This is a genomic window from Acidovorax temperans, from assembly GCF_006716905.1.
In the GTDB taxonomy this organism is placed as follows: Bacteria; Pseudomonadota; Gammaproteobacteria; order Burkholderiales; family Burkholderiaceae_C; genus Acidovorax; species Acidovorax temperans.
Genome location: NZ_VFPV01000002.1, coordinates 1,354,856 through 1,380,928 on the forward strand (window position 1 = coordinate 1,354,856; position 26,073 = coordinate 1,380,928).

At 65.1% G+C, this 26,073-nt stretch carries 24 protein-coding genes; 12 read left to right on the forward strand and 12 right to left on the reverse strand.

Going from position 1 to position 26,073, the window contains the following annotated elements:
• Window positions 1–29: 29 nt before the first annotated feature.
• Window positions 30–920: a 3-methyl-2-oxobutanoate hydroxymethyltransferase gene (gene panB, locus BDD18_RS14495; RefSeq protein WP_142083906.1), complete on the reverse strand. Its 891-nt coding sequence runs from the start codon at window positions 918–920 to the stop codon at window positions 30–32.
• A 269-nt stretch (window positions 921–1,189) separates the two neighbouring features.
• Here panB and BDD18_RS14500 point away from each other — a divergent pair, with 269 nt between their 5' ends.
• The 7 genes from BDD18_RS14500 (at window position 1,190) to BDD18_RS14535 (ending at window position 9,558) form a co-directional block, all read left to right on the forward strand.
• The gene (locus BDD18_RS14500) at window positions 1,190–2,188 is read left to right on the forward strand and encodes a diguanylate cyclase domain-containing protein (protein ID WP_142083908.1); all 999 of its coding nucleotides are present in this window, start codon (window positions 1,190–1,192) and stop codon (window positions 2,186–2,188) included.
• A 160-nt stretch (window positions 2,189–2,348) separates the two neighbouring features.
• Window positions 2,349–3,437 (forward strand): IS5 family transposase, encoded by a 1,089-nt coding sequence (locus BDD18_RS14505; protein ID WP_142083910.1) that lies wholly within the window; start codon window positions 2,349–2,351, stop codon window positions 3,435–3,437.
• 303 nt (window positions 3,438–3,740) lie between these two features.
• Window positions 3,741–4,277: a VOC family protein gene (locus tag BDD18_RS14515; protein ID WP_142083912.1), complete on the forward strand. Its 537-nt coding sequence runs from the start codon at window positions 3,741–3,743 to the stop codon at window positions 4,275–4,277.
• Window positions 4,278–4,299: 22 nt separating this feature from the next.
• On the forward strand, window positions 4,300–5,613 hold the full coding sequence (fahA, locus tag BDD18_RS14520; RefSeq protein ID WP_142083914.1) for a fumarylacetoacetase: 1,314 nt from the start codon (window positions 4,300–4,302) through the stop codon (window positions 5,611–5,613).
• 109 nt (window positions 5,614–5,722) lie between these two features.
• Entirely contained in the window at window positions 5,723–6,571 is an 849-nt protein-coding gene (nadC, locus tag BDD18_RS14525; protein WP_211360775.1) for a carboxylating nicotinate-nucleotide diphosphorylase, read from the forward strand.
• The gene (nadA, locus tag BDD18_RS14530) at window positions 6,568–7,698 is read left to right on the forward strand and encodes a quinolinate synthase NadA (RefSeq protein WP_142083918.1); all 1,131 of its coding nucleotides are present in this window, start codon (window positions 6,568–6,570) and stop codon (window positions 7,696–7,698) included. The genes nadC and nadA overlap by 4 nt, the downstream gene beginning before the upstream one ends.
• A 69-nt stretch (window positions 7,699–7,767) precedes the next feature.
• A complete protein-coding gene (locus tag BDD18_RS14535) occupies window positions 7,768–9,558 on the forward strand; it encodes a chorismate-binding protein (RefSeq protein ID WP_142083920.1) in 1,791 nt (596 codons plus the stop codon).
• Window positions 9,559–9,564: 6 nt separating this feature from the next.
• Here BDD18_RS14535 and BDD18_RS14540 read toward each other — a convergent pair whose 3' ends face one another.
• Window positions 9,565–10,488, reverse strand: coding sequence for a LysR family transcriptional regulator (locus tag BDD18_RS14540; protein ID WP_142083922.1), 924 nt, complete (start codon window positions 10,486–10,488; stop codon window positions 9,565–9,567).
• A 175-nt stretch (window positions 10,489–10,663) separates the two neighbouring features.
• On the opposite strand from BDD18_RS14540, the gene BDD18_RS14545 reads away from it, so the two are divergent.
• From BDD18_RS14545 to BDD18_RS14555, 3 genes are all read left to right on the forward strand, one after another.
• Window positions 10,664–11,713: an IS110 family RNA-guided transposase gene (locus BDD18_RS14545; RefSeq protein WP_125958942.1), complete on the forward strand. Its 1,050-nt coding sequence runs from the start codon at window positions 10,664–10,666 to the stop codon at window positions 11,711–11,713.
• 323 nt (window positions 11,714–12,036) lie between these two features.
• Entirely contained in the window at window positions 12,037–13,008 is a 972-nt protein-coding gene (locus BDD18_RS14550) for a tripartite tricarboxylate transporter substrate binding protein (protein WP_211360776.1), read from the forward strand.
• Between the two features lie 54 nt (window positions 13,009–13,062).
• Window positions 13,063–14,676 carry a gamma-glutamyltransferase family protein gene (locus tag BDD18_RS14555; RefSeq protein WP_142083924.1) on the forward strand — a complete coding sequence of 538 codons (1,614 nt, stop codon included), beginning with the start codon at window positions 13,063–13,065 and terminating at the stop codon, window positions 14,674–14,676.
• Between the two features lie 84 nt (window positions 14,677–14,760).
• Here BDD18_RS14555 and BDD18_RS14560 read toward each other — a convergent pair whose 3' ends face one another.
• From BDD18_RS14560 to BDD18_RS14600, 9 genes are all read right to left on the reverse strand, one after another.
• Window positions 14,761–15,123, reverse strand: a complete 363-nt coding sequence (locus BDD18_RS14560) for a 5-carboxymethyl-2-hydroxymuconate Delta-isomerase (RefSeq protein WP_142083926.1) — start codon at window positions 15,121–15,123, stop codon at window positions 14,761–14,763.
• 21 nt (window positions 15,124–15,144) lie between these two features.
• Complete coding sequence (gene bioF, locus BDD18_RS14565; protein WP_142083929.1) at window positions 15,145–16,404, reverse strand: 8-amino-7-oxononanoate synthase; 1,260 nt, start codon at window positions 16,402–16,404, stop codon at window positions 15,145–15,147.
• Entirely contained in the window at window positions 16,401–17,078 is a 678-nt protein-coding gene (gene bioD, locus BDD18_RS14570; protein ID WP_066786168.1) for a dethiobiotin synthase, read from the reverse strand. Before bioD ends, bioF begins: the two co-directional genes overlap by 4 nt.
• Window positions 17,075–18,418 (reverse strand): adenosylmethionine--8-amino-7-oxononanoate transaminase, encoded by a 1,344-nt coding sequence (gene bioA / locus BDD18_RS14575; RefSeq protein WP_142083931.1) that lies wholly within the window; start codon window positions 18,416–18,418, stop codon window positions 17,075–17,077. Before bioA ends, bioD begins: the two co-directional genes overlap by 4 nt.
• Window positions 18,419–18,433: 15 nt before the next feature.
• A complete protein-coding gene (locus BDD18_RS14580) occupies window positions 18,434–18,808 on the reverse strand; it encodes a 6-carboxytetrahydropterin synthase (protein WP_066783393.1) in 375 nt (124 codons plus the stop codon).
• Window positions 18,809–18,875: 67 nt separating this feature from the next.
• Window positions 18,876–19,511, reverse strand: coding sequence for a 7-carboxy-7-deazaguanine synthase (queE, locus tag BDD18_RS14585; protein ID WP_066783391.1), 636 nt, complete (start codon window positions 19,509–19,511; stop codon window positions 18,876–18,878).
• Window positions 19,508–21,097: an L-aspartate oxidase gene (nadB, locus tag BDD18_RS14590; RefSeq protein ID WP_142083932.1), complete on the reverse strand. Its 1,590-nt coding sequence runs from the start codon at window positions 21,095–21,097 to the stop codon at window positions 19,508–19,510. The genes queE and nadB overlap by 4 nt, the downstream gene beginning before the upstream one ends.
• Window positions 21,098–21,233: 136 nt before the next feature.
• Window positions 21,234–22,094, reverse strand: a complete 861-nt coding sequence (locus BDD18_RS14595; RefSeq protein ID WP_142083934.1) for a segregation and condensation protein A — start codon at window positions 22,092–22,094, stop codon at window positions 21,234–21,236.
• Window positions 22,095–22,179: 85 nt separating this feature from the next.
• Window positions 22,180–22,386 (reverse strand): DUF3460 family protein, encoded by a 207-nt coding sequence (locus BDD18_RS14600; RefSeq protein WP_044396037.1) that lies wholly within the window; start codon window positions 22,384–22,386, stop codon window positions 22,180–22,182.
• Window positions 22,387–22,428: 42 nt separating this feature from the next.
• Here BDD18_RS14600 and BDD18_RS14605 point away from each other — a divergent pair, with 42 nt between their 5' ends.
• Together BDD18_RS14605 and BDD18_RS14610 are read left to right on the forward strand one after the other, a co-directional pair.
• On the forward strand, window positions 22,429–22,953 hold the full coding sequence (locus tag BDD18_RS14605; protein WP_044396040.1) for a hypothetical protein: 525 nt from the start codon (window positions 22,429–22,431) through the stop codon (window positions 22,951–22,953).
• A gap of 239 nt (window positions 22,954–23,192) precedes the next feature.
• Entirely contained in the window at window positions 23,193–23,834 is a 642-nt protein-coding gene (locus tag BDD18_RS14610) for a DUF6198 family protein (RefSeq protein WP_142083935.1), read from the forward strand.
• A 105-nt stretch (window positions 23,835–23,939) separates the two neighbouring features.
• Here BDD18_RS14610 and metG read toward each other — a convergent pair whose 3' ends face one another.
• Window positions 23,940–26,030 carry a methionine--tRNA ligase gene (metG, locus tag BDD18_RS14615; RefSeq protein ID WP_142083937.1) on the reverse strand — a complete coding sequence of 697 codons (2,091 nt, stop codon included), beginning with the start codon at window positions 26,028–26,030 and terminating at the stop codon, window positions 23,940–23,942.
• Window positions 26,031–26,073: the final 43 nt, after the last annotated feature.

Sequence of the window (26,073 nt, forward strand, 5' to 3'; positions counted from 1 at the left end):
TTCGTGTTCAAAAGGGCTTACCAGGCGACTTACCAGGCGTGCAATGCGTTGTCGGGGAAGTGGCCTTGCTTGACGGCCTGCACATAGGCTTCCATGGCCCCGCGCACGCTACACGCGTCCTGCATGAAGTTGTGGACGAATTTGGGCATCTTGCCCAGGTTCATGCCCAGCATGTCGTGCAACACCAGCACCTGGCCCGCGGTGCCGTTGCCTGCGCCAATGCCTATGGTGTGGCAGTGGGGCAGCTCGGCGGTCAGCTCTGCGGCCAGGGGGGCGGGCACCATCTCCAGCACCAGCATGGCGGCACCGGCGTTTTGCAGGTCGTGGGCGTCTTTGCGCAGGGTGCGGGCGGCCTCGTCGGTTTTGCCCTGCACGCGGTAGCCGCCCAAGGCGTGTACGGTTTGGGGCGTCAGCCCCAGGTGGGCGCACACGGGCACGCCGCGCTGCACCAAAAATTCCACCGTGGGTGCCGTCCAGCCGCCGCCTTCAAGTTTGACCATGTGGGCGCCTGCCTGCATCAGCGTGCAGGCGCTGCGCAGGGCCTGTTCGCGGCTTTCGGCGTAGGTGCCGTAGGGCAGGTCAGCCACCAGCCAGGCGGTGCCTTGCACGCGCTGCAGGCCCCGGGCCACGCTGGCGGTGTGGTAGGCCATGGTGTCGAGCGTGACGCCCACGGTGCTGGGCAGGCCCTGGCACACCATGCCAAGCGAATCGCCCACGAGGATGCAGTCCACGCCCGCTGCGTCGGCCACGGCGGCAAAGGTGGCGTCGTAGGCGGTGAGCATGGTGATTTTTTCTCCGGCCTCGCGCATCTGCGCCAGGCGCGGCAGGCTCACGGGGCGGCGCTGGGGCAGGGGCGATGCGGGCGGCAGCGTGCCGTAGGGCGTGGCGCTGGGCGGCTGGGGGGCAGTGGTGGCGGTCATGCGGGGTCACCCTTGGGGTGTTGTCTCTGAAAAAAATTGTCGCGAGTCTATGTCAGTGCGGGCCGGGCAGTGGTTGGCCTGCGGTGTGGTGGGGCCATGGCGCAAGGCGCAGCCGCTTGCGTGCTGCGGGTTGTGAGCAGGGTGTTGGCGCATGATTGGCTGCAAAATGGCTGCCGAACATGAATGAAAACCGCGCTGACGCGGTGGGTGGGCGGGGCAGTCAAACGCAGAATTGGGGTGTAACGTTGGGTGTGAACACAGGGCAGACGATGGCGATTCTTCAGAACACAGATTTGCGAATTTTGGTGGTGGACGACCAGGAGTCGGTACGCAGTCATTTGTCGCACGAGTTGCTGCGCATGGGCGTGGAGCAGGTGCTGGAGGCCGCATCGGCCGAAGAGGCGTTGGCCGCGTTTGAACAGCACCAGCCGGACCTGGTGCTGCTGGACATCCTGATGCCGGGCAACAACGGATACTGGATTGCTGAGCGCATTCGCGACCTGGAAGATGGCCGCTGGACCCCCATCATTTTTCTGACCGGTATGGACCGCGATGAAGACCTGTGGGAGGGCATTCGGGCCGGGGGCGACGACTACCTGGTCAAGCCCGTGCGGGCCACGGTGCTGGCCGCCAAGATCCGCGCCATGCAGCGCCTGTTGACCATGCAGCGAAGGCTGGTGACGGTAACGGAGGAGTTGTACGAAGCCAACCGCCAGTTGAATTCGCTGATCGAGCGCGATGCGCTGACGGGGCTTGTCAACCGCCGGGGCTTTGACCGGGTGTTGCACGAGCAGATTCGCCTGGCGCGGCGTGAAAGCAAGCCGCTCACGCTGATGATGTGCGACATCGACTTCTTCAAGCAATACAACGACAACCTGGGCCACCCTGAGGGTGACAAGTGCCTGAAGGCCGTGGCCAATATGCTGGCGCGGACTTGCCAGCGCCCTGGCGATTTGGCCTGCCGTGTGGGGGGCGAGGAGTTTGCCCTCATCCTGCCGAATACGCCCCGTTCAGGCGCCATGATGTTTGCCCGAGCGCTGACCGAGCTGCTGGCCAGCGGCAAGCTGCCGCACCCGGCGTCGCCGGTGTCGCCGTATGTGACGGTGTCTGGCGGCATCACGACCTGTGTGCCCGATGAAAGCACTACCTCGATGGGCATGGTGACTCGGGCCGATGAGGCGCTGTACGCCGCGAAGGCGCTGGGGCGCAACCACTTCTTCAGCTACGAGCTGCAGGTCACGGCCAAAGATCACTTGGCGCAGCGCTGATCGCGCGCGGCTGCACACACCGCCCATCGTCTGATGCCGTGGTGCGGGCTGCGCTGCAGGAGCTGTAATCCTTTTAGCAGGCCGTTGAAAAAATCCCCCGCCGACGCTGGCCTCGGCCAGTATGATCTGAAACGATCGGCGAACAACCCAGACGAGGACGATGAGAGGCAACCAAGACTTCCAGGGGGCGATGTTCAGCTACATCAGCCTTGAAGAGCGCGTGCCGCAGACACACCCGCTGCGCAAACTGCGCGCCGCAGTCGATGCGCTGCTGGCGACGATGAACCGCGAGTTCGACGCGGTGTACGCCCGCCGGGGCCGCCCCTCGGTGCCGCCGGAGATGCTGCTCAAGGCCCTGCTGCTGCAGATCCTGTTCTCCATCCGCAGCGAGCGCCAGTTGGTCGAAGCGGTCAACTACAACCTGCTGTACCGCTGGTTCGTGGGCCTGAACATCGAGGACAAGGTCTGGGACCACTCCACCTTCAGCGCCAACCGCGAGCGGCTCTTCAACGAAGACTTGGCCCGCGCCTTCTTCGAGCGGGTCAAGCACACCGCCGATTGGGCGAAGTTGACCAGCGACGAACACTTCAGCGTGGACGGCACGCTGATCGAGGCCTGGGCCTCGCACAAAAGTTTCAAGCGCCGGGACGACGACCAAACCCCGACTGAGGGGCGCAATCCCGAGGTGGACTTCAAAGGACAGCAGCGCTGCAACGACACCCACGCCAGTACCACGGACCCCGATGCCCGGCTGTTCAAGAAGAGCGCGGGCGACAAGGCTCGCCTGTGCCACATGGCGCACATCCTCATGGAAAACCGCAACGGTCTGATCGTGGACGTGCAGATCACCCATGCCCGCGGCACCGCCGAGCGCGAGGCAGCGCTCGCGATGCTTGGGCGCCGGGACAACAAGAACAAGCGGGCTACGGTCGGGGCCGACAAGGGCTACGACAGCAAGGCCTTCATCAAGGGCTGCCGAAAGCTCAAGGTCACGCCGCACGTGGCGGCCAAGGACAAGCACTCGGCGGTGGATGCCCGGATCACCCGACACGAGGGCTACAAGACCAGTCAGAAGGTGCGCAAGCGCATTGAGGAGGCCTTTGGCTGGATCAAGACCGTGGGTGGTCTGGCCAAGACCAAGCTCATCGGTCAGGCCAAGCTCACGGGTCAGGCGCTGCTGTGCTTTGCCACCTACAACCTGGTGCGCATGGGCAGCATCGGCGGCTGGTGGGACGCGCATCATGCGTGAGCCCGGGGATACGTGCGCCCGAAATGGGCGAGATGGCCTGCAAACAGGCCAGATTGGCCGGTGCAATCGCTGCGCAGACGCGTCTGGGCCACTCGTTTCTTCGAAAACAGCGTCCCTGATGCGTTCGATGCCCACTTTTTCAACGGCCTGTTAGAGCGGCTAACAAAACTCTTCTGGCGTCGTTGCCGCGTCTTGTCGTACTACGCGTACTGCCTGCGACGCGGCGCCTAGCCAGAACCGCTTCGCTGAGTTTTGTTAGCCGCTCTTAGAACCCGTTCAAAGTTTTAACCCCAGGAGATTTCCATGCTGGTTCAAAAAATTCACCATGTTGCCTACCGCTGCAAAGACGCCAAAGAAACCGTGGACTGGTACGTCAAGCACCTGGACATGAAGTTCGTGCTGGCCATTGCCGAAAACGAAGTGCCTTCCACCAAGGCGCCCGACCCCTACATGCACGTCTTTTTGGACGCGGGCGACGGCAACGTGCTGGCGTTTTTCGAACTGCCCAGCCAGCCGCCCATGGACCGCGACCGCAACACCCCCGCGTGGGTGCAGCACCTGGCGCTGAAGGTGGATTCGATGGACACGCTGCTGGCCACCAAGGCGCGGCTGGAAGCTGCGGGCATTGAAGTGGTGGGCCCCACGGACCACACCATCTTCAAGAGCATTTACTTCTTCGACCCCAACGGCCACCGCCTGGAGCTGGCCGCCGACGTGGGCACACCCGAGATGTACGCCAAGCTCGACGAGGTGAAGTGGGCCATGCTGCAGGAGTGGAGCGAAACCCGCCGCGCCCCTAGCCATGCCGCGTGGATGCACGACGGCAGCATGGCGCAGTAAGGCAATCGCCCAAGAGAACCCCATGACCCTGTTGAACGAAACCCATGACCCCAGCCTGCGCAGTTGGGTGGCCAGCGCCAATGCTGCTGGCAACGACTTTCCGCTGCAAAACTTGCCGTTTGCGGTGTTCCGCCGCAAGGGCAGCGGTGAAGCCTTTAGGGGCGGCGTAGCCATTGGCGACCAGATTCTGGATTTGGCCGCCGCAGCGGCCAGCGGCGCCTTCACGGGCGTGGCGGCCACGGCTGCGCAAGCGGGCGCGCAAGACAAGCTCAATGCCCTGATGGCTTTGGGCGAAGCCGCCTGGAGCGCCCTGCGCCTGGCCTTGTCGCGCGCGCTGCGCGAGGGCAGTGCCCAGCAGGCGGCGTTGCAAGGCTGCCTGGTGCCCCAGGCCGAGGCCGAGTACGACGTGCCCGCCCGCATTGGCGACTACACCGACTTCTACACCTCGGTGCACCACGCCACCAACATCGGCAAGCAGTTCCGCCCTGACAACCCGCTGCTGCCCAACTACAAATGGGTGCCGATTGGCTACCACGGCCGCGCATCCAGTATTGGTGTGTCGGGCCAGGCGTTTCATCGCCCCAAGGGGCAGACCATGCCCCCCGGCGCCGAAATGCCCGTGGTGGGCCCGTGCAAGCGGCTCGACATTGAGCTGGAGCTGGGCATCTTCGTGGGTGAAGGCAATGCGCTGGGCCATGCCGTGCCCATCACGCAGGCCGAGCAGCATGTGTTTGGCATCTGCCTGCTCAACGACTGGTCTGCGCGCGACATCCAGGGCTGGGAATACCAGCCGCTCGGCCCGTTCCTGTCCAAAAACTTTGCCACCACGATTTCCCCGTGGGTGGTGACTTTGGAAGCGCTGGCTCCGTACCGCGTGCCGTTCACCCGGCCCGAGGGCGACCCGGCCCCACTGCCTTACCTCGACTCACCCGCCAACCAGGCGCAGGGCGCATTCGACATTCAGCTGCAGGTGGGCTTGCGCACGCCGCGCATGGCGCAGGCCGGGCAGGGCGATGCCACCATCTGCCGCACCAGCTACCGCCACGCGTACTGGACGATTGCCCAGATGCTGGCCCACCACACCGTCAACGGCTGCAACCTGCAGCCGGGCGACTTGCTGGGCAGCGGTACCTTGTCGGGCCCCACGCTCGATCAAGCCGGGGCATTGATTGAGCTGACCACTGGCGGCAAGAACCCCGTGCAGCTGCCCGGCGGCGAGCAGCGCGTGTTTCTGGAAGACGGCGATGCGGTGGTGATTCGCGGCTGGTGCGAGAAGCCGGGCGCTGCGCGCGTGGGCTTTGGTGAGTGCTGGGGCACGGTGCTGCCCGCACTCTGAAGCAAGCGGCCCCGCACCAGGGCGGTGCGGGGTAGGCCGCACCATGGGTTTTGCATTGCGGCTATGCTCGCGGGCCATGACAGCAGTGTTACAACCCGCGACCCTCCCCATGAACTACAACGACGTAACGGCCCTGGCCCAGGCTGACGTGGCCCGCGCCCTGGCCGAAGACGTAGGCACCGGCGACCTGACCGCCGGCCTGATTGACCCCGCCCGCCGCGCCCGTGCGCGCATCCTGGCGCGTGAAGACGCCGTGATCTGCGGCGCCCCCTGGGCCGAAGCTGCCCTGCGGGCGCTGGACCCCACCGTGCAGATCACCTGGCATGTACAAGAGGGCCAGCGTTGCGCCCCCGACCAGGTGGTGCTGGAGCTGCACGGCAATGCCCGCGCGCTGCTCAGCGCTGAGCGCACAGCACTGAACTTTCTGCAACTGCTGTCGGCCGTGGCCACCAAGACGCGCACGTATGTAGATGTGGTGGCTGGCACCCGCGCCCACATCGTGGACACGCGCAAGACCATTCCTGGCCTGCGCCTGGCGCAAAAGTATGCTGTGCGCGTGGGCAGCGGCACCAATCACCGCATTGGCCTGCACGATGCCGTGCTCATCAAAGAAAACCACATTGCCGCTGCCGGTGGTGTGACGGCGGTGCTGAAAGCTGCGCAGGCCGTGGCCGCCCAGGCCCGCTTTATCGAGATTGAAGTGGAAACGCTGGAGCAGCTGACCGAAGCGCTGGATGCTGGCGCCAAGATGGTGCTGCTGGACAACATGCCGCTGCCCATGCTGCGTGAGGCAGTGCGCATCAACGCGGGCCGCGCGATTCTCGAAATCTCTGGCGGCGTGACGCTGGAAGGTCTGCGCGAGCTGGCCGAAACCGGCGTGGACCGCATCTCCATCGGCACGCTGACCAAAGACGTGAAGGCGACGGACTTCTCGATGCGCCTGCAGGAGCTGGCATGAACACCACCACCCTTAACCGTATTGACGTGGAATACGAGCAGCCCGACAAAGCCGCTGCGGGTGCCGTCTGCTCCACCAAACACGCCTGGGCGCGCGTGCCGCCCGAGCCATCGCAGGCCGAGCGTGCCGCGCTGAAAGACAAGATTCGCCGCCTGTTGAAAGAGAAAAACGCAGTCATGGTGTCGCACTACTACGTGCACCCGGACCTGCAGGATCTGGCCGAGGAGACGGGCGGCATCGTCAGCGATTCGCTGGAGATGGCGCGCTTTGGCCGTGACCACGCCGCGCAGACCCTGGTGGTGAGTGGCGTGCGCTTCATGGGCGAGACGGCCAAGATTCTGAGCCCGGAAAAAACCGTGCTCATGCCCGACCTGGACGCCACCTGCTCGCTGGATTTGGGCTGCCCCATTGACGAGTTCAGCGCGTTTTGCGATCAGCACCCGGACCGCACCGTGGTGGTGTACGCCAACACCAGCGCGGCCGTGAAGGCGCGGGCCGACTGGCTTGTGACATCGAGCTGCGCGCTGGAGATCGTGAGTGCGTTGAAGGCCGCAGGCCAGAAGATTCTGTGGGCACCGGACCGCCACCTGGGTGCCTACATCCAGCGCGAAACGGGTGCCGACATGGTGTTCTGGAACGGCGCCTGCATCGTGCACGACGAGTTCAAGGCGCTGGAGCTGGAGCTGCTCAAAAAAGAGCACCCGAATGCCAAGGTGCTGGTCCACCCCGAAAGCCCCGCCGACGTGGTGGCCCTGGCCGACGCCGTGGGCTCGACCAGCGCCATCCTCAAGGCCGCACGCGAGATGGATGCCACCGAGTTCATCGTCGCCACCGACAACGGCATGATGCACAAGCTGCGCACGCTCAACCCCGGCAAGACGTTCTACGAAGCCCCCACGGCGGGCAACAGCGCCACCTGCAAGAGCTGCGCGCACTGCCCCTGGATGGCCATGAACGGCCTGGCCGACGTGGCCCGTGTGCTGGAAACAGGTGCCAATGCCGTGCAGGTAGACCCTGCACTGATTCCGCGCGCACGCCAGCCCATTGACCGGATGCTGGCGTTCACGGAGGCTCTCAAGAACGGTCAGCCCACCGGGAGCCTGGTACCCCACTTGGGCGCAGCTTGATTATTTTGCTATTTATTTGATAGCTGATTGCGCTTTCTGGATAAGCGCTAGAGGCCTCTGGAGCTTTCAATGACCCTGGCTGCAACGCCCGGCACCTGGATCGACTTCACCCAGCCGCGCGCGGCGGGCAACCCGCGCCTGCGTGGGCGGTGGGGGGCTCCAGCCCGCGTGCTGGTCGCCCATCACATCGACGAAGTCAAGCCCGTGCTGGAGGCCGTGCACGCCGCCGCCGAAGCAGGTCACTGGTGCGTAGGCCATGTGCGCTATGAAGCAGCACCGGCCTTCGACGCGGCACTGCAGGTGCACGCGGCAGACGGCCCGCTGGTGTGGTTTGAGGTGCATGACGGTGCACCGTCTGCATGGCCGTCGGCCCAAGCCGCTGGCCACGCAGAGGCCCGCGCCACTTGGCTGCCCACATTGGCCCGGCCAGACTTTGATGCCGCAATCGCGCGCATCCACCAGGCCATTGGTGACGGCGAGCTGTACCAGGTCAACTACACCGCACCCTGGATGGGCACGGTCACCGGTGAGGGCGCCGCCTTGTTCGACGCCTTGCTGCGCGCCCAGCCCGGCGGCTATGCCGCGTGCTTCACCGCGGGCGACGAGCAGGTGCTGAGCGTATCGCCCGAGCTGTTTTTTGACTGGCAGGCCAGCGCGGCTGGCGGCAGCATCTTGGCCCGCCCCATGAAAGGCACGGCCGCGCGGGGCACCACACCGGCGCTGGATGTGGCTGCCGCCGAGCGCCTGCGCGCATCGCCCAAAGAGCGGGCAGAAAACGTGATGATCGTGGACCTGCTGCGCAACGATCTCTCACGCATTGCCGAGCCGCACACGGTGCGGGTGCCCGAGCTGTTCCACACCCAGGCGCTGCCCACCGTGTGGCAGATGACCTCTGACGTGCAGGCCCGCACCCGCAGTGGCCTGCGGCTGCCAGATGTGTTTGCCGCCTTGTTCCCGTGCGGGTCAGTGACTGGTGCGCCCAAGGTGCGGGCGATGCAGCTCATCCGTGAGCTGGAACGCCAGCCCCGGGGCATCTACTGCGGCGCCATCGGCGTGGTGCGGCCAGATGGCAACGGCGGCATTGCCGCGACCTTCAATGTGCCGATTCGAACTGTGGTGACGCGCGGCACCCAGGCCCGCTGCAGCATTGGCAGCGGCATCACCGCAAGCGCAGCGGCGGGTGCCGAGTGGCAAGAATGGCTGCACAAGCAGGCTTTTCTGGCCCGGGCGAGCGAACCGTTCGAGGTGCTGGAAACCCTGGCGCTGGTCGATGGTGTCTATCGCCATCAGGCAGAGCACCTGGCCCGTATGGCTGAGGCGGCGCAGCACTTTGGCTACCCCTGGCAGCCCGCTGCCGTTCACGCGTGCCTTCAGTCACTGGCCGCGCAGCATGGCTGCGGCCCGTGGCGCGTGCGCCTGTTGCTGGACCGCTTTGGCCAGCCACGCGCCGAGGCCTTTGCGCTGCAACCCACCGCCACCCCGGTGCGATTGCAACTGGCCACCCAGCCACTGGCTGAGGCGCATGGCGAATGGGTGCGCTTCAAAACCACCCGGCGTGCGCACTACGCGGCTTTTGCGCCAAAGCCGGGCAGCGGCATCTTCGACACCGTGCTCTTCAACGCAGAAGGCGAAATCACCGAGTCCACCTTCGGTAACCTGGCAATGCAGATGGACGACGGCCGCTGGCTCACGCCACCGCTGGCCTGCGGCCTGCTGCCGGGCGTGGGGCGTGCAGTGGCCGTGCGGGAAGGCCGGGTGCAGGAAGGCGTGGTGCGCGTGCAAGACCTGCACCGCGTGCGCCGCTGGGCTTTCATCAACAGCCTGCGTGGCTGGCTGGATGCGGAACTGATCCAGCACTGATCCTGTTCACACTGGCGACGGTTTGAGGTGCTGCCGCGCCATGGCCAGAAACGCCATGGCGGCGGGGCTGAGCGGTTGCTTGGCCAAACGGATCGCCACGATGGGAAACTCCAGCACCGGCCGCACGATGGGCACGGCGCGCAGGTCGGGTGGCATCAGGCGTGCCACGTAGCGCGGCAGCAGCGCCACTCCGGCGCCCGCCTGGATCATGCCGAACGCGGTGGTCAGCATCGACACGTGGTGCACCACCTGCGGGTACACATTGGCCACGGCGCTCAGCTCACGGCTGATGGCGCGCCACACCACGGCGTCAGGGTTCACGTGCACCAGCGGGAGGCCATCCAGGTCGCGCCCTTGCACGCTGGCGCGCTGGGCCAGCGGGTGGTCGTGCCGCAGGAACAGCGCCATGCGTTCGCTGAACAGGCGCTCGGTGGCCAGCTCGGAATGCGTCTGGCCGATGTCGGAGCCCAGCGCCAAATCGGCCTCGCGCGAGAGCACTTGCGCCACCATCTGCGCGGCATTGCTGTCGTGCAGCGTGGCCACCAGCTGCGGGTGCGCTGCTGAAAAGCGGGTGAGCAAGGCGGGCAGCAAGGCCCCCGCCGTGAGGTGACCCACGGCCACCACCACGCGGCCTTCCTGCAGCTGCGCCTGCGAGCGACAGGCGTGCACCGATTCGTCAATCATGCGCAGAGCGCGCTGCGCGGTGTCGGCCATCATCTGCCCCGCATCGGTGAGCCGAATGCGCCGCCCGCGCACCACCAGTGGCTGGCCCAGTTGCTGCTCCATGCGCTTGATGAGGTGGCTCACGGCGGGCTGCGTCAGCTGCAGCGCATCGGCCGCCAGCGTGAAGCTGCCCGTCTGCGCAATCGCCGCCAGGGCGCGGAACTGCTGCAGCGAGACTTCATCAGGCGTCGCAAAAGTGGGTTTCATGACGTGGCGTCATAGTGAAATAACTTTGATTATCTGTTTTGATGGATCAACAGCGCCTACATTGGGGCTTGAAAGATCCTGAACCAATGGGATGGACGCCCCCACCCTAAACGGCATCGAAAGTGCCACAGTGGAGATGTCAGTTTTTCCACCTCAACGAGCAGGAGCGTCCACCATGAAGATTACAACCATTGGCATCGATTTGGCCAAGAATGTGTTCCAGGTCCACGGCGTGGATGAGCACGGCAAAGCCGTGTTCAACAAGCCGCTCAAGCGCGAACAGATGGCTGCCTTCTTCGTGAACCTGCCGCCCTGCCTGATTGGCATGGAAGCCTGCGGCAGCGCCCACCACTGGGCGCGCAAGCTTCAGGGCATGGGCCACACCGTGCGCCTGATGGCACCCCAGTTCGTCAAGCCCTACGTCAAGACCAACAAGAACGATGCAGCCGATTCGGCTGCCATCTGCGAAGCCGTCACCCGCCCGAGCATGCGCTTCGTACCGATCAAGAACGTGGAGCAGCAAGGCGTGCTGGCCCTGCACCGGGTGCGCCAGGGCTTTGTCAAGGCCCGCACTGCACAGGCCAACCAGATCCGGGGCCTGCTGGCCGAGTTTGGGGTGATCGTTCCCCAAGGCATAGGCCACATTACCCAACGGGTGCCAATGCTCATTGAGGATGCAGCCAACGAGTTGCCCGGCGTGTTTAGACTGTTGATACAACGTCTGCTCGAGCACCTCAAGGAGCTTGACTGCCAGGTGCAGGAGCTGGAGGCACAAATCGTGGCCTGGCACCGCCAAAGCGACTTGAGTCGCAAACTCGGGCAGATCCCCGGCATTGGCCCCATCACGGCCTGCGCATTGGTGGCATCTCTGGGGGATGCAAAGAACTTCAAGGATGGCAGGCAGGTGGCAGCCTGGCTAGGGCTGGTGCCACGCCAACACTCCAGCGGGGGCAAACAAAACCTGCTGGGTATCAGCAAACGGGGCGACACGTATTTGCGCACCTTGCTGATTCACGGAGCGCGCTCGGTGATCTATCACGCCCAGAAAAAAGACCAGCACCAAGGCCAGGGCAGCGCGCAGTGTGGCTGGCTCAATGGTGTGCTGCAGCGGCGCAACAAGAACGTAGCGGCGGTGGCGCTGGCCAACAAGAATGCCCGCATCGTGTGGGCGTTGCTCGCGCATGACAGGAGCTACGAGCCGGGCTACGTACGAGAGTCGGTCTGAGCAACTAGCGCCGGCACGACAAGAACGAGGAGCGGGAGAAAACCAACCGATTGCTCAAGCAATCATGAAGTGATGGCAAGACAGGTCAGACCGTGGTGGATGAAATCCGATAAGAACGTGGCACTTGGAGTGCGTTGAACCGATAGGACCTCCACCAGCGATTCCCATCAGGGACCGTGGCTCGCGCCACAACAAGTCCGGATATACGGGTGCAATCTTTACCTTCTTGGCAGCAGTGAGTGAGGGCTTGGCTTATTCGGGGCGTCCATATAGGGTTCTACAGGCCCTGAGTTGTTGTTGTCCCCCTTGTGAGGAATCGATCCATGATCCGTCGCCACCACTTTCTGCGCGGCCTGGCCGCAGCCCTGGCGCTGGGCGCCGCCATGCCAGCCGCCCTGGCCCAGGCCAGCAAACCCATTCGCTTGATTGTTCCGTTCCCGGCAGGCGGTGCCACGGACTTGTTTGCGCGCACCCTGTCGCAAAAAATGGGTGAGCGGCTGGGTACTTCCGTCGTGATCGACAACAAGCCTGGGGCAGGTGGCAGCCTGGGTTCAGACATGGCGGCCAAGGCGGCTGCGGACGGCCAGACCTTGCTGTTCACCACCACCAGCACCCATTCCATCGGCCCCGCCATTGGCGCCAAGCTGCCGTATGACACGGTGCGCGACTTCACGCCCATCGCCCATGTGGGCAATGCGCCCAGCATCATGTTGGTGCCCAATAGCTCGCCTGCGAAGACGGTGAAAGAGTGGATCGAGTACGCCAAGAAGAACCCCGGCAAGCTCAATTACGCCTCCAGTGGCAACGGCACCATCGTGCAGCTGACAGCCGAGCTGTTCAAGGCGCAGGCAGGCGTATTCGTCACGCACATCCCCTACAAGGGCACGGGCTTGGCGATTCCTGATCTGGTGGCTGGGCAGCTGGATGTGTTGTTTGACTCGCTGCCCACCGGCATGCCCCATGTGCGCGATGGGCGTTTGCGTGCCCTAGCGGTCACTACCCTCAAGCGAACCCCCCTGGCCCCTGATTTGCCGCCCGTGGCCGACACGCTGCCCGGTTTCGAGTCCAGCACCTGGTTTGGCCTGTATGGTCCCAAGGGCTTGCCTGCCGAGGTGGTCAACCGGGTGAACACCGCTGCCAACCAGGCACTGAGCGACCCCGAGGTGCGCGCCAAGCTCACCACCCTGGGCATTGAACCCGTGACCAGCACGCCTGCGCAGTTCGCCAAGATGGTGGCTGACGACCAAGGCAAGTGGAAACGCATCATTGCCGAGCGCAAGATCGTCAACGAATAAACCACTGCTTCACCGCTGCTTTATACCCAGCCACACCCGCTTCCCGGAGACCGCATGCAGATCAACCACCCAAACCCCTACCTGTCCACCCGCATTCCTGTGTTTGCGCGCAATGTGGTGTCCACCTCGCACCCCCTGGCCGCGCAGGCGGGCCTGCACATCCTGCACCAGGGCGGGAATGCCGTGGATGCGGCCGTGGCCGCAGCCGCTGTGATGACGCTGGTGGAGCCGGTGAGCAACGGCCTGGGCAGCGATGCGTTCTGCATCTTGTGGGATGGGCAGCAACTGCACGGCCTCAATGCCTCGGGGCCCGCGCCGCAGGCCTGGACGCCTGAATATTTCAAGGCCAAATACGGCGATGGCGCTACCACCCCGCCCATGCGCGGCATGGACTCCGTCACCATCCCTGGCGCAGTGCGCGGCTGGGTTGCGCTGAGCAAGCGCTTTGGCAAACTGCCATTTGCCGACCTGATGGCCCCCGCCATCGAGGTGGCCGAGCGCGGTTACCTGGTGCCCCCCGTGGTGCAGCAGAAGTGGGCAGCGGCCACGCCTGTGCTGCAAGGCATTGCCGGTTTTGCCGACACCTTCTTGCCCTGGGGCCGTGCCCCGGAGGTGGGAGATCTGTTCCGCTTCCCCGCGGCCGCGCGCGCGCTCAAGGCCATTGCCGCCACCAACGGCGATGCGATGTACGAAGGCGAGATTGCCGAAGCCCTGGCGGCGTTTGCCAAGGAGCAGGGCGGGGCGCTGACGGTGAAGGACCTGGCCAGCTACCAGCCCGAGTGGGTGACGCCGATTTCGCGCGACTACCGGGGTTACACGCTGCACGAGATTCCGCCCAACGGCCAGGGCATTGCCGCGCTGATCGCGCTGGGCATTCTGGAAAAGTTCGATCTGGCCAGCCTGCCGGTGGATTCCACGGCGTCGCAGCACCTGCAGATCGAGGCAATGAAGCTGGCGTTTGCCGACGTGTACCGTTACGTGTCGGAACGCTCCACCATGGAAGTGACGACCGAGCAGATGCTGGACGACGCCTACCTGGCCTCGCGCGCGCGCCTCATTGACATGCGCAGGGCGCAGGACTTCCAGGCGGGCAACCCGGTCAAGGGCGGCACCATTTACCTCACGGCGGCCGATGAGAACGGCATGATGGTGAGCTTCATCCAGAGCAACTACATGGGCTTTGGCTCGGGCTGTGTCGAACCAAACTACGGCATCAGCCTGCAAAACCGGGGCTACGGTTTCAGCCTGGACGCCGCCAGCCCCAACGTGGTGGCACCGGGCAAGCGGCCCTTCCACACCATCATTCCGGCCTTCCTGACCAAGGATGGCCAGCCGGTGATGAGCTACGGTGTGATGGGCGGCAACATGCAGCCGCAGGGGCACATGCAGACGTTGGTGCGCATGTTGGACTATCGCCAGGGCCTGCAGGCTGCGTGCGATGCGCCACGCTGGCGCTTCAACAAGGGCCTGAACATCAACGTGGAAGCTGCCATGAATGCGGCCACGGTGCAGGGCCTGAAAGACCTGGGCCACGAGATCGATGTCATCAACGATTCGTACCAGGACTTTGGCGCGGGCCAGTTCATCTGGCGTGCGGGCAACCCGGCGGTGGAAGGCTACGTGGCGGCAAGCGACCCGCGCCGCGACGGGCTGGCGGCGGGGTATTGAGGGACCGGGCGGGCGCTTTGCCCGCTCCGTCCCTTTCGCTCGCTCGGCTGCTGGCGTGGGGCACGGCAGCCCCCGCAGCGGTTTTTATTCGAGCCGCGCCTTGGCGTAGGTGGCGCGGTCCATGTCGCGCACTTCCACGCTCAACTGCACCGACATGCCCGCAGAGCGGGGTGTCAGGCGCTGCAGCACCTCCAGCACGCGTCCGGCCAGTTCGGTCTTGGCTTCGGGTGTGCGACCAGTCATCAGGCGCAGCTCGGCGTGCACAAAACCGCGCAGTTCAGGGGCCGTGCCCATCTCAAAGTCGGTCACGTCCACAAAGCGGATCTTGAGATCGGCCTCGACCGGAATCTGTGGGTGTGCGGTGAGGGACGTGGCCAGTTCCTTGAGAACCTGGGCCTTGGGGTAAGTGCCTAGGTTGGCGGTGGTTTCAATGACCAGATGGGGCATGGCTGTCTCGCTTTCGTGTGTTTAAGAGGGGTGGATAAGAAGGGTGTCAGCGTGCTCGGCCAAGGCCTGCACTAGCCGGTCCACGTCAAACGGCGTGTGCGCCGCCGACAGCGCAATGCGCATGCGGGCGGTGCCCTCGGGCACGGTGGGTGGGCGAATGGCAGGTACCCACAGGCCGCGCGAGCGCAGCGCTTCCATGGCGGCCAGGGCGGCTGCATTGCTGCCAATGACCAGTGGCTGGATGGGCGTGTGCGACGGCATGAGCTGCCACTGCGTGCGCGCCAGCAAGGGGGCCAGCCCCGTGCGCAGGCGGGCGATGAGCTGCTGCAGGTGCGTGTAGCGCCAGGTCTCGGTTTGCATCACCTGCACGCTGGCCTGCAGTGCTTTGGCCAGCAGGGCGGGGGCGGCGGTGGCAAAGATGTAGCTGCGGGTTTTTTGCAGCAGCCATTCCACCAGCACCTCGCTGCCCGCGACAAACGCACCGGCCACGCCTGCGGCCTTGCCCAGTGTGGCCATGTACAGGATGCGGGGCGAGGCGTTCTCGCCTGTTAGCCCGTAGTGCGCCAGCGTGCCGCGTCCTTCCTGGCCGGGCGCACCCAGCACGCCAAAGCCGTGGGCATCGTCGATGAGCAGCAGCGCGTCGTAGCGCTCGCACAGCGCCAGCAGGGCCGGGATATCGGCCACGTCGCCGTCCATGCTGAAGACGGCATCTGTCACCACCAGCTTGCGCTGCGCGGGGCTGCTGGCCAGGGCGGCTTCCAGTGCGGTCAGGTCGGCATGTGGGTAGCGGTGGATGGTGGCCCGCGACAGGCGTGCGCCGTCGATCAGGCAGGCGTGGTTGAGCGCGTCCGAGAACAAAGCGTCGCCTGCACCCACCAGCGCGGGGACGATGCCCACGTTGGTGGCATAGCCCGCGTAAAAGTACAGCGCACGCGGCAGGCCCACAAAGCGGGCCAGGTCATGCTCGAGCAGCGCATTGGCCGTGCTGTGCCCGCTGACCAGGGGCGAGCCGCCCGAGCCCAGGCCGTAGGCGTGGGCGGCCTCGCACGCGGCGGTGGCCAGCGCGGGGTGGCTGGCCAGGCCCAGGTAATCGTTGCTGCAAAAGGCCAGCATGGGCTGGCCGTCGATTTGCAGCATGGCGCCGCCCGCCGGGGCCACGGTGCGGCGCACGCGCAGCAGGTGCCCGTCCTTCAGGTCCGCTATGCGGCCGGGCAGCTCGTCCAGCCAGGATGCCGTCGGTGAAGTGGCTGGGAGGGCAGGGGTGGTGGCAGAGGTGTTCATCGGGTCCAATCTGCGGGCAGTTGAAAGTGGGCTGCCAGGTTGTGGGCGGTGTGTTCGCCCCAGGGGATGTCGGCCAACGGCGGGGCGCCCAGGCGCTGCTGCAGCCAGGCAATGTTCTCCTCGGGCGCTAGCATGTCTGGGTCCACCCGGTTGGCCACCCAGCCTGCCAGCGTCAGCCCGCGTGCGGCAATGGCCTCTGCCGTCAGCAGGGCGTGGTTGAGGCAGCCCAGTCGCAGGCCTACGACAAGCACCACGGGCAAATTCAGCGCTAGGGCCAGGTCGGCCCCGGTCTCGGTTGGCGACAGCGGCACATGAAAGCCACCGGCCCCTTCGACCACCACGGCATCGGCTTGCGCGGCCAGTGCCTGGTAGGCCTGCACGATGGCCGCGATGTCGATCTGCACCCCCGCGCGTGTGGCGGCAATGTGGGGTGACAGAGGATCGGGCAGCAGCACCGGTGTGTCCAGCTCAGGGGGCACGGCGATGGTGGACGCCGCCCGCAGGGCAATGCTGTCCTCGCTGGCCCAGCCTTCGCCCCAGGGCACCACGCCTGCAGCCACGGGCTTCATGCCCACCACGCGGCGGTGGTGCTGCGCCAGGGCCTGCAGCAGCGCGCAGGAGACGTGGGTTTTGCCCACGCCCGTGTCGGTGCCCACCACAAAGCAGGCGGTCATGCGGGCTCCTCTGCCAGGGTGGCGTGCAGGGCATGCAATGCGCCCTGGGCCAGGCACTGCACGGCCTCGTCGTCCAGCACATAGGGTGGCATGGCGTACACCGTGTGGCGGCCAGCGTCGCCAGAGATAGGCCGCAGCAGCAATCCCTGCGCCAGCGCGTGCTGGTGGTAGCGGCGTGCAAAGTCGGGCAGCGTGGTGTCCACGTCCCACGCCCAGATCATGCCCAGGCGCCGGGCGTGGCGCACACGGGGGTGGAGGGTGAGGGGGGCGCAGGCCGCGTCGATGCGCTGGGCCAGGGCGGTGTTGGCGTTCAACGCGTCCAGCTGTTCAAACAACTCCAGCGTGGCCACCGCAGCGCGGCAGGCCAGCGGGTTGCCGGTGTACGAATGCGAATGCAAAAAGCCCCGGGCCACGCTGTCGTCGTAAAACGCCGCGTACACGGTGTCGGTCGTCAGCACGGCCGACAGCGGCAGCGTGCCGCCCGTGATGCCCTTGGACAGGCAAATGAAGTCGGGCTGGATGCCCGCCTGCTGGTGGGCGAACATGCTGCCGGTGCGGCCAAAGCCCACGGCGATTTCGTCCACCACCAGGTGCACCTCGTAGCGGCTGCACAGTGCGCGGGCCAGGCGCAGGTATTCGGCATCGTGCATGGCCATGCCTGCGGCGCATTGCACCAGGGGCTCGACGATCAGGGCGGCGGTGTCGACGTGGTGCTCTTGCAGCCATTGCTCCAGCGCGGCGGCGGCGCGGCGGGCCACATCGGCAGCGGTTTCGCCCGGCTCTGCCAGGCGGGCATCGGGGCTGGGCACAGTGGCAGCCAGGCGCACCAGTGGGGCATAAGCCTCGCGGAACAGCGGAATGTCTGTGACGGCCAGGGCACCCACCGTTTCGCCGTGGTAGCCGCCTGCCAGGCCGATAAAGCGGCTTTTGCCCGGACGGCCCAGGTTGCGCCAGTAGTGCGCGCTCATCTTCAGCGCAATCTCGGTGGCCGATGCGCCGTCGCTGCCGTAGAAAGCATGGCCCAGGCCGGTGAGGGCGCCCAGGCGTTCAGACAGCTCCACCACCGGCGCGTGCGTGAAGCCTGCCAGCATGACGTGGTCGAGTTGGTCGAGTTGGTCGGCCAGCGCCGCCTTGATGTGCGGGTGGCTGTGCCCGAACAGGTTGACCCACCACGAGCTGATGCCGTCCAGGTAGCGTTGGCCGCCCTCTGCATACAGCCAGGGCCCTTGGGCGCGGGCAATGGCAATGGGGGGCTGCGCCTCGTGGCGCTTCATTTGCGTGCAGGGGTGCCACACGTGGGCCAGGCTGCGTTCGGCGAGGGATGACAGGGGTGCGGTCATGGCATGCGGGCCGGGTCAGGCGCTGGGCGCTTGGGGCAAATCCAGCGTGCACGCGTCGCCCACCGCATCGCGCCACACACGTACCTGGCTGGGGTGCAGGTCTGCCACGGCACGGGCGATGAAAAGGCACAGGTGCTCCAGCGTGGGCACGCCCAGGCCGGGCACTTCGTCCAGAAAGTGGTGGTCAAGTTGCTCGCGCACTTCAGCCAAGCGCGCGCGCAGATGGCCCAGGTCTTGCACCATGCCGGTGGCCGGGTCGAGCGGGCCGGTCAAGGCCACTTCGGCGTGGTAAGTGTGGCCGTGGATGCGGCGGCTGCCCTCGGCCTCGATCTCACGGCGCAGGGTGTGCGCGGCATCGAAGAAAAAGCGTTGGCGAATAGTCAGTTGCATGGCAAAAAAAGGCAGAGGCCGGTTCAACGGGGGAGCGGGAAAATGGCAATCCGCAATGGGCGTCGGATCAGCGAATTCCGGTCAGCTTGTGGGTTTGCAGGCTCAGGCGCCAGGCGGGGCGCTGCATGCAGGTGTCTATGCACAGGGCGGTGTTCTGGCGCTGCAGGGGGCCGTCCATGGGCTGCAGGTAGCGCTGGGCAAAGTCGGTGTCTTGCTCCAGCGTGGGCAGGTCGAAGCCCGGCTGCGGCCACACCAGCTTGAGTTCTTGCCCGCTGCGCTGCACCCACGGCGCGCCGGCCTTGGGGCTGATGCACAGCCAGTCGATGCCTTCGGGCGCCTTCACGGTGCCATTGCTTTCGACGGCGATGCGGAACTGCTGGGCGTGCAGCGCGTCGATGAGTTCACGGTCCACCTGCAACAGCGGCTCGCCGCCTGTCAGCACCACCAGGCGGTGGCCCGCACCTGCAGGCCATTGCGCCGCGATCAGCTCGGCCAGGGCTGCAGCTGTCTCGAACTTGCCGCCCAGCGTGCCATCGGTGCCCACAAAGTCGGTGTCGCAGAACTGGCAGATGGCCTGCGCGCGGTCCTGCTCGCGGCCCGTCCAGAGGTTGCAGCCCGCAAAGCGGCAGAACACGGCGGGTGTGCCCGCCTGGCCGCCCTCGCCTTGCAAGGTGTAGAAAATTTCTTTGACGCTGTAGGTCATCGGGGCACCGGGGGGACGAGGATGGTGGGCGCAGCAGGCGCTGCCACTTCCGGGTAGTCGCGGCTGAAATGCAGGCCCCGGCTTTCGCGGCGCAGCTGGGCGCTTTTCACAATCAGGTCGGCCACCTGCACCAGGTTGCGCAGCTCCAGCAGGTCGCGCGTGACGTGAAAGTGCGCGTAGAACTCCTGGATCTCGCCCTGCAGCATCGCAATGCGGTGCGCGGCGCGCTCCAGGCGCTTGTTGGTGCGCACGATGCCCACGTAGTCCCACATGAAGCGGCGCAGCTCGTCCCAGTTGTGCGAGATGACGACGGACTCGTCCGCGTCGGTCACGCGGCTGTCGTCCCAGGCGGGCACGGTGGGCAGTTCGGCAGCAGGTGTGGCGGCAATCGCCAGGGCGGCAGCGCGTGCGAACACCATGCATTCAAGCAACGAGTTGCTGGCCAGCCGGTTGGCGCCGTGCAGGCCGGTGTAGGCGACTTCGCCCACGGCGTAGAGGCCGGGCAGGTCGGTGCGGCCCGCCAGATCGGTCAGCACTCCACCACAAGTGAAGTGGGCGGTGGGCACCACGGGGATGGGCTCCTTCGTGATGTCGATACCCAGCGACGCGCAATGCGCGAGGATGTTCGGAAAGTGCTCCTGCAAAAACGCGGGGCTCTGGTGCGAGATGTCGAGGTGCACGCAGTCGAGGCCGTGCTTTTTCATCTCGAAGTCGATGGCGCGGGCCACCACATCGCGCGGGGCGAGTTCGGCGCGTGGGTCGTGGTCGAGCATGAAGCGCTTGCCACCGGCCGATGGCGGCAGCAACAGCTTGCCGCCCTCGCCGCGCACCGCTTCGCTGATGAGGAAAGACTTTTCGTGCGGGTGGTACAGCCCCGTGGGGTGGAACTGGATGAACTCCATGTTCGCCACGCGGCAGCCTGCACGCCAAGCGGCCGCAATGCCGTCGCCCGTGGCGGTGTCGGGGTTCGTGGTGTACAGGTACACCTTGCCCGCGCCGCCCGTGGCCAGGATGGTTTGCGGTGCGCGGAAGGTGACGACCTCGTCGGTGTCGCTGTCCAGCGCGTACAGGCCCAGGCAGCGGTTGCCGGGCAAGCCCAGCTTGCGTGTGGTGATCAGGTCCACCAGCGTGTGCTGCTCAAACAGGGTGATGCCGGGCGTGCCGCGCACTACGTCGATCAGCGTGCGCTGCACCGCTGCGCCGGTGGCGTCCGTCACATGGGCGATGCGGCGCGCGCTGTGGCCGCCTTCGCGGGTCAGGTGCAGCTGGTCGCCTTCGAGCGTGAAGGGCACGCCCAGGCCGCGCAGCCAGGCGATGGACTCGGGCGCGTTCTCCACCACAAAGCGCGTGGTGGCCAGGTCGCACAGGCCTGCGCCTGCCACCAGTGTGTCTTCAATGTGCGCGGCAAAGCTGTCGTCGTCGGCCAGCACGGCGGCAATGCCGCCCTGGGCCCAGCCGCTGGAGCCATCTTGCAGCGTGCGCTTGGTGATGACGGCCACGCGGTGTGTGGGCGCCAGGTGCAGTGCGGCCGAGAGGCCGGCGAGGCCGCTGCCTACGATGAGAACGTCGAAGTCGTGGGATGCCATAGAGGGTGTCAGTTGCCGTTGAAACTGGCGCTGCGCCATGCCGGGGCCACCGTGGAGCTGGCTTTGCCAGGCCACCGGTGGTGTCCCCCTCCCGCGCAGCGAGAGAGGGGGAAGCGGCGCAGCCGCTCAGGGGGTGTCATACGGGTGTATAAGCCAAGCGCACGTAGATGGGGGCAAAGGCCTCGGCCTGGGTGATCTCGATCAGCGTCTCTTTGGCCAACTCCAGCAGCGCGATGAACGTCACCACCAGCACGGTGCTGCCCTTCTCGGGCTCGAAGAGTTCTTCAAACTCCACAAAGCGGCGGCCCTGCAAAGTCTTGAGCACCATGCTCATGTACTCGCGCACGCTCAGCTCTTCGCGGGTGATCTTGTGGTGTTGCACCAGCTTGGCTCGCTTCAAAATGTCGCGCCAGGCCTCTTGCAGCTCCACCACATGCACATCAGGGAAACGCGGCTGCAGGCTTTGTTCGATGTAGACCTGGGCCTTCAAAAAGTCGCGGCCGTACTGCGGCAGCTGCCCCAGGCGCGCGGCGGCCATCTTCATCTGCTCGTATTCGAGCAGGCGGCGCACCAGCTCGGCGCGCGGGTCTTCGGGCTCTTCGCCTTCGGCCTGCTTCTTGGGCGGCAGCAGCATGCGCGATTTGATCTCGATGAGCATCGCTGCCATCAGCAAATACTCGGCGGCCAGCTCCAGGTTGCGGCTGCGGATCTCGTCCACATACGCCAGATACTGCTTGGTCACCCCCACCATGGGGATGTCGAGGATGTTGAAGTTCTGCTTGCGGATCAGGTACAGCAGCAAATCCAGCGGGCCTTCAAAGGCCTCGAGGAAGACTTCAAGCGCGTCGGGTGGGATGTACAGGTCTTGCGGCAGCGCAAACAGCGGCTCGCCATACAGGCGTGCCAGGGCCACCTGATCCACCACGTCGGGCATGGAGCTGCCAGTGGCTTCCGGTTGGTCTTCGGCGGGTGCGCCGGTGGGCGCTGCGTTGCTCATTTTTGCTATGAAATGAATAGCTGCCGGCGCTTGTCAGTCAAGCGCCAGAGGCCAATTTCATTGCAAATACTGGCACCAGCAAGGCTCAGTCCGCGTTGGTCTGGTAGACGTAAGGCTTTTGGGCCACGCGCGCCTGGCGGTAGTCGTTCCACAGTTGGCGGTCTACCTGCTTGTCCCACAGCAGGGCACGGCCGGCTTGCTGCTGCTTGTCCAGTTCAGGCTTGGTGGCCTTGAGCTGGTTGATGAACTGGGTGGCGTCGGATTGGTAGTCAGGGCGGCGGAAAATAGACATGTGCAGTGAACCTCTTTTGCTGGATTTTACCGGGACGATGCCATGCCACTTTCTGATCGTATTCACCGTGCCGCCGCCACCGTGCTGGCGGCCCTCGCCCTGCTTGCCGCAGCGGGGTGCGACCCCCAGCGGCTGAGCGAGCTGCAGCCGGGCGTTTCCACCGAAGCCGATGTGCGCGACCGCTTCGGCGCCCCTGAAATGATCTGGGAGGAGCCAGGCGGTGCCCGCACCTTTGAGTACAACCGCCAGCCCGCCGGCCAGGTCAATTACATGATCACGCTGGGGCCCGACGGCAAGCTGGCCGGGGTGCGCCAGGTGCTGACGCCCGAGAATTTCGCGCGCATTCAGCCGGGCATGCCCATGAGCGAGGTGCGCCGCATGCTGGGCAAGCCCGCCAAAACCATGCACTTTGCCCTCAAGGGCGAAACCGAAGTGGACTGGCGCTTTGCCTTGCCCGCCACCTCGCCCAAGCTGTTCACCGTGGTGCATGGGCCAGACCAGCGCGTGCTGCGCACCTACACGGGTGACGACATGGATGCCCACGAAAACAAGGGCGGCGGTCGATAGGGCCTGGTGCGCTGTTGGATTTTGAAAATAGAAGAAAATAAGGCCCAGCGCTTGATTCGTAAGCGCTAGATGCTATATATTTAATAGCGCTTGAGGCGTTGATTGTCGCTGACAACAGAGCCAGATTCCGTTTGGCGCGCTGTTTGCTTGTGTTCTTGTGCCCCCGTGACAGGGGCCCATGGTGTTGGGGCTCACAAGGCCCTGACCCCTCTCCATTTTCAAAACCAAGAGTTTTCTCCATGTCTCCTGCTGAATCCAGCAACTCGCCTGCCCCCGGCCCCGTAGTGTCTTTGCGCCACGGCACTTATGAAGATGCGCAAGCCCTGTTCTCGGGCACCCTGTTTGTCGCCATGGCGCTCATGCTGTTCAACCAGGCCGGGTTGCTCATTGGCAGCACGGCGGGCGTGGCATTTTTGCTGCACTACGTCACCGACATCTCGTTCGGCAAGCTGTTCTTTGTGGTCAACCTGCCCTTTTACTGGTTTGCCTGGACACGCATGGGCCGCGAGTTCACGCTCAAAACCTTCGTCAGCGTGGCACTGCTGTCGCTGCTGACCGAGCTGTTCCCGCATGTGATGCAGGTCAGCTACATCAACCCGCTGTTTGCCTCGCTGCTCGGTGGGCTGCTGCTGGGCACGGGCTGCTTGTTCCTGGCTCGGCACCGCTCCAGCCTGGGTGGCGCCACCATCGTGTCGCTGTACATGCAAAACCGCTACGGCGTGCGCGCGGGCAAGGTGCAACTGGCGATCGACTGCGTGGTGCTGCTGCTGGCCCTGTTTGTGGTGCCACTGGAGCGAGTGTTTTATTCGGTGCTGGCGGCCGTGGTGATGGGCGTGTTTTTATGGATCAGCCACCGGCCGGGGCGGTACGTGGGCGGTTGACGCTTCTGCCCTGAGGCTGGTTGCCTGGCGCTGCTATCAGTGTGTGTTGCCAAAAGAAAAGGCCCTCTGAGCGAGGGCCTTGTCATTGGAGCCAATCGCAGGCGATCAGCGCACGCGCATGCCGGGTGTGGCGCCGGGCCAGGGGTTGAGGACGTAGATGCCGGGGTTGGCTTTTTCGTCGCCATGGCTGGCGGCCAGCACCATGCCTTCGCTCACGCCAAACTTCATCTTGCGCGGGGCCAGGTTGGCCACCATCACGGTGTGCTTGCCCACCAGATCTTCGGGCTTGTAGGCGCTGGCGATGCCGCTGAACACGTTACGGGTCTTGCCCTCGCCCACATCCAGCGTCAGGCGCAGCAGTTTGGTCGATCCTTCCACCGGCTCGCAGTTCACGATCAGCGCGATGCGCAGGTCGATCTTGGTGAAGTCGTCGATGGTGATGGTGGGGGCCAGTTCTTCGCCACCCGGGGCTGCTACGGTTTCTGTAGCTGCTGGCGCTTGTACTGCTTGCGCTGGAGGTTCAAACAATGCCTCAAGCTGCTCGGGGGTCACGCGTTGCATCAGGTGGTTGTAGGGTTGAATGGCCTGCACGTTGCCGTCCACGGCCCATTGGGTCATGCTGCGGCCGACGAAGCCTTCCACGGCACGTGAAAGGCCTGGCAGCACGGGCGCCAGGTAGCGGGTGAGGGCGTCGAACGCGTTGATGAGCACCGAGCACACCTGGTGCAGCGCCTCGTTGTTGGCGGCGTCCTTGGCCAGGTCCCAGGGCTTGTTCTGGTCCACATAGGCGTTGACCTTGTCGGCCAGCAGCATGATTTCGCGCGTGGCCTTGCTGTATTCGCGGGTTTCGTACATCTGCGCAATCGCGTCGCTGGCACCGCGCACCTCGGCCAGCAGGGCGCTGCCAGCAGCGTCAAAGTCCTGGGTCAGCTTGCCTTCAAACCGCTTGGTCAAAAAGCCCGCAGCGCGGCTGGCAATGTTCACGTACTTGCCGATCAAATCGCTGTTCACGCGCAGCATGAAGTCTTCGGCATTGAAGTCGATGTCTTCGTTGCGCGCGCTGAGCTTGGCGGCCAGGTAGTAGCGCAGCCATTCGGCGTTCATACCCAGGCTCAGGTACTTGAGTGGGTCCAGGCCCGTGCCGCGGCTCTTGCTCATCTTCTCGCCGTTGTTCACGGTGAGGAAGCCGTGCACGAACACGCTGTTGGGCGTCTTGCGGCCGCTGAAGTGCAGCATGGCAGGCCAGAACAGGGTGTGGAAGGTGACGATGTCCTTGCCGATGAAGTGGTACTGCTCAAGCAGCGGGTCGGCCATGTAGGCGTCGTAGCTTTCGCCGCGCTTTTCCAGCAGGTTCTTGAGCGAGGCCAGGTAGCCCACGGGCGCATCGAGCCACACGTAGAAGTACTTGCCCGGTGCGTCAGGGATCTCGATGCCGAAGTAGGGTGCATCGCGGCTGATGTCCCAGTCACCCAGGCCTTCGCTGGTGGTGCCGTCAGGATTGGTGCGGACGCTGAACCATTCCTTGATCTTGTTGGCCACCTCGGGCTGCAGCTTGCCGTCTTGCGTCCAGTTCTGCAGAAACTCCACGCAGCGCGGGTCCGAGAGCTTGAAGAAGAAGTGCTCGGAGTGTTTCAGCTCGGGCTTGGCACCGCTCAGGGCCGAGTAGGGGTTGATCAAATCGGTGGGGGCATACACCGTGCCGCACACCTCGCAGTTGTCGCCGTACTGGTCCTTGGCGTGGCACTTGGGGCATTCGCCCTTGATGTAGCGGTCAGGCAGGAACATGTTCTTCTCGGGGTCGAAGAACTGTTCGATGGTGCGCACCTCGATCAGGCTGCCATCGGCGCGGTCGCGCAGGTCGCGGTAGATCTGGCGGGCCAGCTCGTGGTTTTCTGGCGCGTCTGTGCTGTGCCAGTTGTCAAAGCTGATGTGAAAGCCGTCCAGATACTGCTTGCGGCCTGCGGCAATGTTGGCCACAAACTGCTGGGGCGTGACGCCGGCTTTTTCGGCGGCAATCATGATGGGCGCGCCGTGCGTGTCGTCCGCGCCCACAAAGTTCACGGCATTGCCCTGCATTCGCTGGAACCGCACCCAGATGTCGGCCTGGATGTATTCCATGATGTGGCCGATGTGGAAGTTGCCGTTGGCATACGGCAGGGCGGTGGTGACGAAGAGTTTGCGTGCAGGTGACGACATGGGGAGACACTTTCTCAGGCGGAACCCGCGATTTTAGGCCACG

What these genes read in the sequence shown, in the direction of transcription:
- BDD18_RS14555 (WP_142083924.1), top strand. Translation starts at nt 13,063, where the DNA reads ATGCAGATCAACCACCCAAACCCCTACCTGTCCACCCGCATTCCTGTG.
- BDD18_RS14540 (WP_142083922.1), bottom strand. Translation starts at nt 10,488, where the DNA reads ATGAAACCCACTTTTGCGACGCCTGATGAAGTCTCGCTGCAGCAGTTC.
- bioA (WP_142083931.1), bottom strand. Translation starts at nt 18,418, where the DNA reads ATGACCGCACCCCTGTCATCCCTCGCCGAACGCAGCCTGGCCCACGTG.
- BDD18_RS14600 (WP_044396037.1), bottom strand. Translation starts at nt 22,386, where the DNA reads ATGTCTATTTTCCGCCGCCCTGACTACCAATCCGACGCCACCCAGTTC.
- BDD18_RS14515 (WP_142083912.1), top strand. Translation starts at nt 3,741, where the DNA reads ATGCTGGTTCAAAAAATTCACCATGTTGCCTACCGCTGCAAAGACGCC.
- queE (WP_066783391.1), bottom strand. Translation starts at nt 19,511, where the DNA reads ATGACCTACAGCGTCAAAGAAATTTTCTACACCTTGCAAGGCGAGGGC.
- BDD18_RS14535 (WP_142083920.1), top strand. Translation starts at nt 7,768, where the DNA reads ATGACCCTGGCTGCAACGCCCGGCACCTGGATCGACTTCACCCAGCCG.
- nadB (WP_142083932.1), bottom strand. Translation starts at nt 21,097, where the DNA reads ATGGCATCCCACGACTTCGACGTTCTCATCGTAGGCAGCGGCCTCGCC.
- bioD (WP_066786168.1), bottom strand. Translation starts at nt 17,078, where the DNA reads ATGACCGCCTGCTTTGTGGTGGGCACCGACACGGGCGTGGGCAAAACC.
- BDD18_RS14505 (WP_142083910.1), top strand. Translation starts at nt 2,349, where the DNA reads ATGAGAGGCAACCAAGACTTCCAGGGGGCGATGTTCAGCTACATCAGC.
- metG (WP_142083937.1), bottom strand. Translation starts at nt 26,030, where the DNA reads ATGTCGTCACCTGCACGCAAACTCTTCGTCACCACCGCCCTGCCGTAT.
- BDD18_RS14580 (WP_066783393.1), bottom strand. Translation starts at nt 18,808, where the DNA reads ATGCAACTGACTATTCGCCAACGCTTTTTCTTCGATGCCGCGCACACC.
- nadA (WP_142083918.1), top strand. Translation starts at nt 6,568, where the DNA reads ATGAACACCACCACCCTTAACCGTATTGACGTGGAATACGAGCAGCCC.
- BDD18_RS14610 (WP_142083935.1), top strand. Translation starts at nt 23,193, where the DNA reads ATGTCTCCTGCTGAATCCAGCAACTCGCCTGCCCCCGGCCCCGTAGTG.
- BDD18_RS14545 (WP_125958942.1), top strand. Translation starts at nt 10,664, where the DNA reads ATGAAGATTACAACCATTGGCATCGATTTGGCCAAGAATGTGTTCCAG.
- BDD18_RS14560 (WP_142083926.1), bottom strand. Translation starts at nt 15,123, where the DNA reads ATGCCCCATCTGGTCATTGAAACCACCGCCAACCTAGGCACTTACCCC.
- panB (WP_142083906.1), bottom strand. Translation starts at nt 920, where the DNA reads ATGACCGCCACCACTGCCCCCCAGCCGCCCAGCGCCACGCCCTACGGC.
- nadC (WP_211360775.1), top strand. Translation starts at nt 5,723, where the DNA reads ATGAACTACAACGACGTAACGGCCCTGGCCCAGGCTGACGTGGCCCGC.
- BDD18_RS14605 (WP_044396040.1), top strand. Translation starts at nt 22,429, where the DNA reads ATGCCACTTTCTGATCGTATTCACCGTGCCGCCGCCACCGTGCTGGCG.
- BDD18_RS14595 (WP_142083934.1), bottom strand. Translation starts at nt 22,094, where the DNA reads ATGAGCAACGCAGCGCCCACCGGCGCACCCGCCGAAGACCAACCGGAA.
- BDD18_RS14550 (WP_211360776.1), top strand. Translation starts at nt 12,037, where the DNA reads ATGATCCGTCGCCACCACTTTCTGCGCGGCCTGGCCGCAGCCCTGGCG.
- BDD18_RS14500 (WP_142083908.1), top strand. Translation starts at nt 1,190, where the DNA reads ATGGCGATTCTTCAGAACACAGATTTGCGAATTTTGGTGGTGGACGAC.
- fahA (WP_142083914.1), top strand. Translation starts at nt 4,300, where the DNA reads ATGACCCTGTTGAACGAAACCCATGACCCCAGCCTGCGCAGTTGGGTG.
- bioF (WP_142083929.1), bottom strand. Translation starts at nt 16,404, where the DNA reads ATGAACACCTCTGCCACCACCCCTGCCCTCCCAGCCACTTCACCGACG.